We start from the raw sequence: 6,526 nt of genomic DNA on the forward strand, positions 1-6,526 counted from the left end.
TTTTTGACACTTGTTGCGATGGAGTGCATGCAACAACCGAGCCAGAGTAAATATGCTGCGTGCAGTGTCGGGCGCGTCTCCTAGAATCCGCCGATGGACTCCCAACAATCCCGCGTGCTCGTGCAGTTGCGCGACCTGATTCTCAAGGGCGGATTCGTGCCCGGAGAGCGGCTGGCCGAGATCCCGCTCGCCGAGAAACTCGAGGCTTCGCGCACGCCGGTGCGCCTGGCGCTGGCCAGCCTCGAACACGAAGGGCTGATCGAGCAATCGCCCAGCGGCGGCTACCAGATGCGCCGATTCACCTCGCAGGAAGTGGCCGACGCCATCCGCGTGCGCGGCGTGATCGAAGGCTTTGCCGCGCGCCTGCTGGCCGAAGACGGCGCCTCGCGCCAGTTGCTGCGCGATCTGAAGGAATGCCTGGAAGACGGCGACCGGGCGGTCAACAAGCCCAGCATGGAGCTGGATGACTACGCGGCCTACGTCGAGATGAACGACCGCTTCCACAAGCTGATCCTCGAGGGCTGCGGCAATCTCGCGCTCAAGCGGGTGATGGACATGCTGGGCGGCCAGCCTTTCGCCGCGCCGAGCGCGATGCTGCCGATGCAGTCGTCGATGGAAGAGGGCCAGCAATGGATGCGGCAGGCGCACCGCACGCACCACGCGATGGTGCAGGCCATCGAGCGCGGCCAGGGTTCGCGTGCGCAGGCGCTGGGCGAGGAGCACGTGGAAATCGCGCGCATGAACCTCGACTACGCGCTGGAGCGGCCGGAGCTGGCGGCGGAGTTGATGCCGGGCATCCGGCTCGTCTCCAAGGGCCGCAACGCCTGAGTTCATCGGGTGCAACTGGTCGGTCTGTAAAAGACCGGAAGGTATTTCGGCATCCGCCCCGTCTGGTCGGCGACGCCCAAGACTAGAATTTCCGGCATGAATGCCGCCGCCCCCGCCAAGACCTCGTTCAAGGAACAGATGCTGCTGGCCCGCGAGGAGGCCATCGTTCAGACCGCGAACCGCCTGCTGGCCGAAAAGGGCTTCGAGTCGATGACGGTCGACGAGGTCGCCGCCTCGGTCGGCATCGCCAAGGCCAGCCTCTACAAGCACTTCCCGAGCAAGGAAGACCTGGCCGCCGCCGCGATGGTGCGGATCATGCAGCGCACGCTGGACTTCCTGGCCTCGGTGCCGGCCGGCGACAAGCCGATCGCCAAGCTGCGCGCCGTGGTGCAGTGGGCCATGCAGGTGCAACTGGCCGGCGAGATGCCTTCGCTGCCGCACCAGAACTCGACCCTGCGCGCCGCGCTCATGAACAACCGGGGCTACATCGACCGCCTCGTGACGATCAGCGACCAGCTCGGCGGCTGGATCCAGGCCGCGCAGGCCGATGGCACGCTGAACCCGAAGCTGCCGGCGATTGCCGTGCTCTACACGCTGTTCGCGCGCGCCTGCGATCCGGTGCTCGGTTTTCTCAAGGCGGGCGGCCTGCAGAGCGACGAGCAGATCGTCGAACTGGTGCTCGCGACCTGCTTCGACGGCCTGGCCACGCGCTGAATGAAGCGCTTCAGCTGCTGAGAGCGCGCCGCGGCGTCACCACGGCTTCCACCGCCGCGCCTACCGCCAGCAACCGGTGATCGGTGTTCCCGATGCCGGCGACCATCAGGCCGACCGGCGCCGCGCCCACTTCATGGCAGGGCACCGACAGCGCGCAGCCATCGAACAGGTTCACCACCGACGGGTTGCGCAGCATGCGGCCGTTGATCCGGTAATAGGTGTCGTCGTCTTTCAGCACTTCGGCGATGGGCGGTGCGATGTCGGGCGTGGTGGGCATCAGCATCGCGTCGTAGCCGGCGGCGGCCGTGTTGATCGAGCGGATGAACTGGCGGCGCAGCGCCTGCAGTTGCAGGTAGTCGGGCGCGGTGATGGTTTCGCCGGTCTTGATACGGGCCAGCACGCGTGGGTCGTACTTGGCCGCGCCGGTCTTGATGAACTCGCGATGCCAGGTGAAGGCCTCGGCGGCGGTGATCATGCCGCGCGGGTTGATGGTCGGGGCCTTCGCGAACTCGGCCATGGGCAGCTCGGTGATCGTGGCGCCGGCTGCCGAGAGCTTGGACAGCGCGGCGGCAAAGGCCGTGGCCACCTGGGGCGACAGGTCGTCCTGGAAGAAGGTCTTGGGCACTGCGAAGCGCAGGCCGCGCAGCGGCGGCACCTTGAGCGGACGCTGCAGCTCGCCGGCCAGCACCGCGTCGAGCAGGGCGCAGTCTTCCACCGTCCAGGCCATCGGCCCGGCGGAGTCGAAGGAGGTCGACAGCGGCATCACGCCGTCGAGCGGAATGCGGCGCTGCGTGGGCTTGAAGCCCACCAGGCCATTCAGTGCGGAAGGAATGCGCAGCGAGCCGCCGGTGTCGGTGCCGATGGCGCCGGCCGCCATGCCGTCGGCCACCGAGATGGCGCCGCCCGAGGTCGAGCCGCCGGGGATGCGGCCGGTCGCGCGGTCGTAGACGTTCTTCGGCGTGCCGTAGTGCGGGTTGATGCCGAGGCCTGTGTAGGCGAACTCGACCGTGTTGGTGCGCCCGATGATGATCGCGCCGGCCCGCCGCAACCGCTCGACCACCACCGCATCGCGCGCTGCCGGTGGTTGGCCGACCAGCACTGTCGAGCCGCCGAGCGTGGTGATGCCGGCTTCGTCGAACAGGTCTTTCAGCGAGACGGGGATGCCCGCGATCGGCGAGGCGGCGGGGCGGCCGCTCTTGCGCTCGGTGTCGAGCCGGGCGGCGGCGGCGCGGGCCGATTCGGCGTGCACCTGGATGAAGGTGCGCGCGCCTTCGCCGGCGGGGTTCTGGATCGCGGCCAGTGCTTCTTCCACCAACTGGCTGCTGCTGAGCGTGCCGGCCGCGAGGCGGCGCGACATTTCGGCCATCGATAACTGGCCCATCGCCTTGCCGGCGGCGTCGGGCGTTTGCTGCGCCAGCGCCTTGGGCAGCAGCGACAGCATGCCGGCCGCCGCGGCTGCGCCGGCCGTGTGTTGCAGGAAGGTGCGGCGTTGTTGTTGCTGCTGCTGTGTCATGGCGCTCTCCCCGGGGATGGATGGGCTCGCGGCAGTCTACACAGCCGGCATGGCGCGTGGGTTGCGGCCGGTTACGGCGTGGTTCAGCGCACGTCGATCAGCAGGTCGGGGCGAAAGCCTTCCTGCTCGCCATTGCGCTTGTAGCCCAGCGGGTTGGCCACCACGCGGCAGCCGTTCTTCATGTAGTCGAAGGGGCTGTGCAGATGGCCGTGCAGCCACAGCTTGGCGTGGGGCAGCAGTTCGTCGAGTGCATTGCAGAAACCGGCCGTGCCGGGCGTCAGTCCGTAGCGCGGATCGGCACTCGCAAGGCTGGGCGCGAAATGGGTGATGGCGACCGTGGTGCCGTCGAAGGGCTCGGCCAGCGCTTGCTCCAGCCAGGCCTGGCAGGCGAGCGCCTGTTCGCGAAGCTGTGCCGCCAGGAAGAGCTCACCGTTACGCATGGTGGCCGCTTTTTCAAGATAGAAATCGGCCGCCCGCATCGCCTTGCCGCGCTTCTTGAGCGCATCGGCGAGGCCGTCGGTGGGCTCGACCAGCGCGTCGAAGTCGGCCCAGAGCGTGGTGCCGACGAAGCGGATGCCGTCGATCACCCGGGTTTCGCGCTCCAGCCAGAGGATGTCCAGCTCTTCGCAGAGCGTGCGCAGCCGCTCGTGGGTTTCGTCGAAGTCGACGTTGTCGTACTCGTGGTTGCCCGGCACGTAGACGACGGGCACCGGCCAGCCGTTGCGGGGTGAAAAGCGGCCCAGGCCGAAGTCGGTATCGGTCAGGCGGGAGCCTTGCTGGTAGGAGCCGATGTCGCCCGCCAGGATCAGCATGTCGGCGCCCGGAACAGGCTCGGCACGGAAGTGGGGGTGGGACTCCAGGTGCAGGTCGGAGAGCAGTTGCAGCTTCATCGTCGGGCCAGTCTAGGTGAATTGCCCCATGCATCAAGTGCATAAGGTGGGGCTTGTTTTGTTAGGGATAACCCTTAATCTTGGAGCATCAACCACTCCAGCGCAGCCAAAAGCCGCGCACTGTCATGTTCAGCCTCATCGCCCAAGTGGCCCGTTTCTTCCGCTCCACGCCCGTCAACGCCCCCGCCAGCCACGCGGCCGCCCTGATGGAAAGCGCCGACGTTCGCGCCGGCCGCGGAGCTCACCACGCGCAGGAACTGCGCGCCGCAGCCAGCGCCTGGCTCAGCGTCGTCAGGTAACTGACTCGCCCCCAGGCTGCGCGCACTTCGTGTCGCGCGCGCCAACCCCTACCGGGGGCAACACCTGAGGCCCGGCGAAGCCGGTTCCTCGGTGTTTCACGAATAGAGACCGGTCTATTGCGGGATTTTCTGCCCAAGCACTGAGCCGGCGAAAGCCGCTGCCGCCGAGCGCAACAGCGCGGTGCGCAACCACTCATGCGCATGCCCGTGCTGGGCGCGCCGGTGCCAGACGGCATCCACATGCACCGGCGGCTGGTCGAAGGGCAGGTCGCGCAGCACCAACCGGTCGTCGATGCCGGTTACGGTCACGAAGTGGCGTGGCAGCACGGTCAGCAGGTCTGAATTGGCCACCACCCGGCCGGCCGTGAAGAACTGGTTCACCGTCACCACGATGCGTCGTTCGCGCCCCATGGCGCCCAGCGTCTGGTCGATGAAGCCATAGGGCCGTCCGGAAAAACTCACCAGCAGATGTCGCGCGGCGCAGTAGCTGTCGAGCGTCAGCGGCGCACTCGCCAGCGGATGGTCTCGGCGCATCACACATACATATTGGCCCAGATAGAGCCGCTGGGTCTCGAACGCCACCCCCACGCCGGACTGCCCGCGCGCAGCCAGACTGGCGATCACCGCGGGGAAGTAGCCGACGGCCATGTCCACTTCTTCCAGTTCCAGCATGCGGCGTGGGTCGCGCGTGGTCAGGGGCAGCACGCGCAGGGAAATGGCGGGCGCTTCCTTTTCGGCAATCTGCACCAGGCCGGGCATCAGCTCGGCTGCGGTGGCGTCGGCCATGGCCAGCAGGAAGGTGGTGTCGGCGATGGCTGCATCGAACTCACCGGGCGCCAGCGTGTGCTGGAGCTGGCGCAGGGCGTCGCGCACGGTCGGCCAGAGGGCCAGCGCTCGCGGGGTGGGCTCCACGCCGGCACCGGAGCGGCGCACCAGCTCATCGCCCAGGACTTCGCGCAGGCGCCGCAGTGCGTTGCTCACGGCCGGCTGGGTGATCGACAGGTTGCGGGCGGCGCGCGTGAGATTGCGCTCTGCCATCACCTCGTCGAAGACGCGAAGCAGGTTGAGGTCGAGTGTGCGGAAATTGACATCCATCAGTGCTGTGAATGATAAACATCAGAAAGATAAAGTGGAAAAACACTAGGGTAACCCCTAATATCACCCCATCGGCACTCTTTGCCACCACTGATTTTTCACTCTCCCAGGAGGGATGCACCATGACCAGCTTCGTTCACGTTGACCAACCTACTGTCCACCCCGGCGTGCGTCGCGCCGAAGTGCTCTTCGGCCAGATCCAGGCCGCACGCGCCGGCGCCAACGGCGCACGTCCGCTCATCGCCCTGTTCATCGTCGCCATTGCCGCGGCTGTGCTGGTGGTGACCGATTCGCTCGTGACGAACTGGAACGAAGGCGGTTTGCTCGCTGCCTGGACCGTGTTCTGCGTCGCGGCCATCGCCATGTTCGTGTTGTTCGCAGGTTCGGTGCGCAAGACCGGTCTTGCCGCTTCCTGGCGCGCCGCCGCCCAGCGTCGTGCTTCGGCCCGCGCTGACGCCCGTTTCCTGGAAACCGCGCAAAGCGATCCGCGCGTGATGCAAGAACTGCAGGCCGCTGTGTGGCGCCAGCAATCGGACGGCACTGTATCTGCTGCTGAGGTTGCCAAGGTTGACGCACTGGCCCGCATGAGCAGCCGTTCGCAGGAAGTGCGCATGCCCACGCTGTATGAAGCGATGCGCCGTATGAACAACTCGCGCTATTACTAAGCAAGCAGTGATGCGCTCAATAGAAAGCCGCCTTCGGGCGGCTTTTTTGTTGTTTGCTACGTTGTACTGGATAAGGGGAATCTCTCTTTCGTTTCGGGAGATGCTGGGAGCGCATGCGAGTCCTCTATATATAGAGACATTGCGGGGTGAGTAGGGCAGGGCTGTCGCTGTAGAGGCGTCGTCAGTCGCCACCTCAGCTCAGTTGGCCGGCGGACTTGCGTTGGGGCGCTTGCTCGACCTCGTTGGATTCACTTCCCGATGAACGCAAATCTGCGGCGGGACGGGCGGATGCATGTGGAGCGACGAAGTTGCCCGTTTGGACGCCATTCCGGAGCGGCTTCCAGGCGGGATCTCTGGGCTTCGGTCGCCTGAATGCAAAAAGTCGTCGAAAGTTGACCTGATTCGAAAAACTGTCATATACTCGTGGGCTCAGCTGATCGCGCTGCAAAGCGTGTCTGGTGGTTCAAGTCTCTTCGGAGCGAGCGGCTAGGCGGTTGAGAAAAAAGTCTTCGAAAGTTGACG

The 6,526-nt window shown here is 66.1% G+C and carries 7 protein-coding genes; 4 read left to right on the plus strand and 3 right to left on the minus strand.

Annotated elements, in window-relative coordinates; all coding sequences use genetic code 11:
- The first annotated feature begins 93 nt into the window (after positions 1-93).
- Complete coding sequence (locus ACSFB7_RS36295; RefSeq protein WP_435477177.1) at positions 94-828, plus strand: GntR family transcriptional regulator; 735 nt, start codon at positions 94-96, stop codon at positions 826-828.
- Between the two features lie 96 nt (positions 829-924).
- The gene (locus tag ACSFB7_RS36300; protein WP_435477178.1) at positions 925-1,542 is read left to right on the plus strand and encodes a TetR/AcrR family transcriptional regulator; all 618 of its coding nucleotides are present in this window, start codon (positions 925-927) and stop codon (positions 1,540-1,542) included.
- A gap of 10 nt (positions 1,543-1,552) precedes the next feature.
- On the opposite strand, the gene ACSFB7_RS36305 is transcribed toward ACSFB7_RS36300, so the two are convergent.
- Together ACSFB7_RS36305 and ACSFB7_RS36310 are read right to left on the minus strand one after the other, a co-directional pair.
- Positions 1,553-2,923 carry an amidase gene (locus tag ACSFB7_RS36305; protein WP_435477184.1) on the minus strand — a complete coding sequence of 457 codons (1,371 nt, stop codon included), beginning with the start codon at positions 2,921-2,923 and terminating at the stop codon, positions 1,553-1,555.
- A gap of 215 nt (positions 2,924-3,138) precedes the next feature.
- Positions 3,139-3,945 (minus strand): metallophosphoesterase, encoded by an 807-nt coding sequence (locus ACSFB7_RS36310; RefSeq protein WP_435477179.1) that lies wholly within the window; start codon positions 3,943-3,945, stop codon positions 3,139-3,141.
- Positions 3,946-4,070: 125 nt separating this feature from the next.
- On the opposite strand from ACSFB7_RS36310, the gene ACSFB7_RS36315 reads away from it, so the two are divergent.
- Positions 4,071-4,244 carry a hypothetical protein gene (locus ACSFB7_RS36315; protein WP_185546153.1) on the plus strand — a complete coding sequence of 58 codons (174 nt, stop codon included), beginning with the start codon at positions 4,071-4,073 and terminating at the stop codon, positions 4,242-4,244.
- Positions 4,245-4,358: 114 nt separating this feature from the next.
- Here the strand turns inward: ACSFB7_RS36315 and ACSFB7_RS36320 are convergent, their stop codons facing one another.
- On the minus strand, positions 4,359-5,339 hold the full coding sequence (locus tag ACSFB7_RS36320; RefSeq protein WP_435477180.1) for a LysR family transcriptional regulator: 981 nt from the start codon (positions 5,337-5,339) through the stop codon (positions 4,359-4,361).
- A gap of 122 nt (positions 5,340-5,461) precedes the next feature.
- On the opposite strand from ACSFB7_RS36320, the gene ACSFB7_RS36325 reads away from it, so the two are divergent.
- Entirely contained in the window at positions 5,462-6,004 is a 543-nt protein-coding gene (locus ACSFB7_RS36325) for a hypothetical protein (protein ID WP_435477181.1), read from the plus strand.
- Positions 6,005-6,526 lie beyond the last annotated feature (522 nt).

Origin of the sequence: Variovorax raffinosi (genome assembly GCF_051216615.1) — a bacterium.
Lineage (GTDB): Bacteria > Pseudomonadota > Gammaproteobacteria > Burkholderiales > Burkholderiaceae_C > Variovorax.

What these genes read in the sequence shown, in the direction of transcription:
- ACSFB7_RS36320 (WP_435477180.1), bottom strand. Translation starts at nt 5,339, where the DNA reads ATGGATGTCAATTTCCGCACACTCGACCTCAACCTGCTTCGCGTCTTC.
- ACSFB7_RS36310 (WP_435477179.1), bottom strand. Translation starts at nt 3,945, where the DNA reads ATGAAGCTGCAACTGCTCTCCGACCTGCACCTGGAGTCCCACCCCCAC.
- ACSFB7_RS36295 (WP_435477177.1), top strand. Translation starts at nt 94, where the DNA reads ATGGACTCCCAACAATCCCGCGTGCTCGTGCAGTTGCGCGACCTGATT.
- ACSFB7_RS36325 (WP_435477181.1), top strand. Translation starts at nt 5,462, where the DNA reads ATGACCAGCTTCGTTCACGTTGACCAACCTACTGTCCACCCCGGCGTG.
- ACSFB7_RS36305 (WP_435477184.1), bottom strand. Translation starts at nt 2,923, where the DNA reads ATGGGCCAGTTATCGATGGCCGAAATGTCGCGCCGCCTCGCGGCCGGC.
- ACSFB7_RS36300 (WP_435477178.1), top strand. Translation starts at nt 925, where the DNA reads ATGAATGCCGCCGCCCCCGCCAAGACCTCGTTCAAGGAACAGATGCTG.
- ACSFB7_RS36315 (WP_185546153.1), top strand. Translation starts at nt 4,071, where the DNA reads ATGTTCAGCCTCATCGCCCAAGTGGCCCGTTTCTTCCGCTCCACGCCC.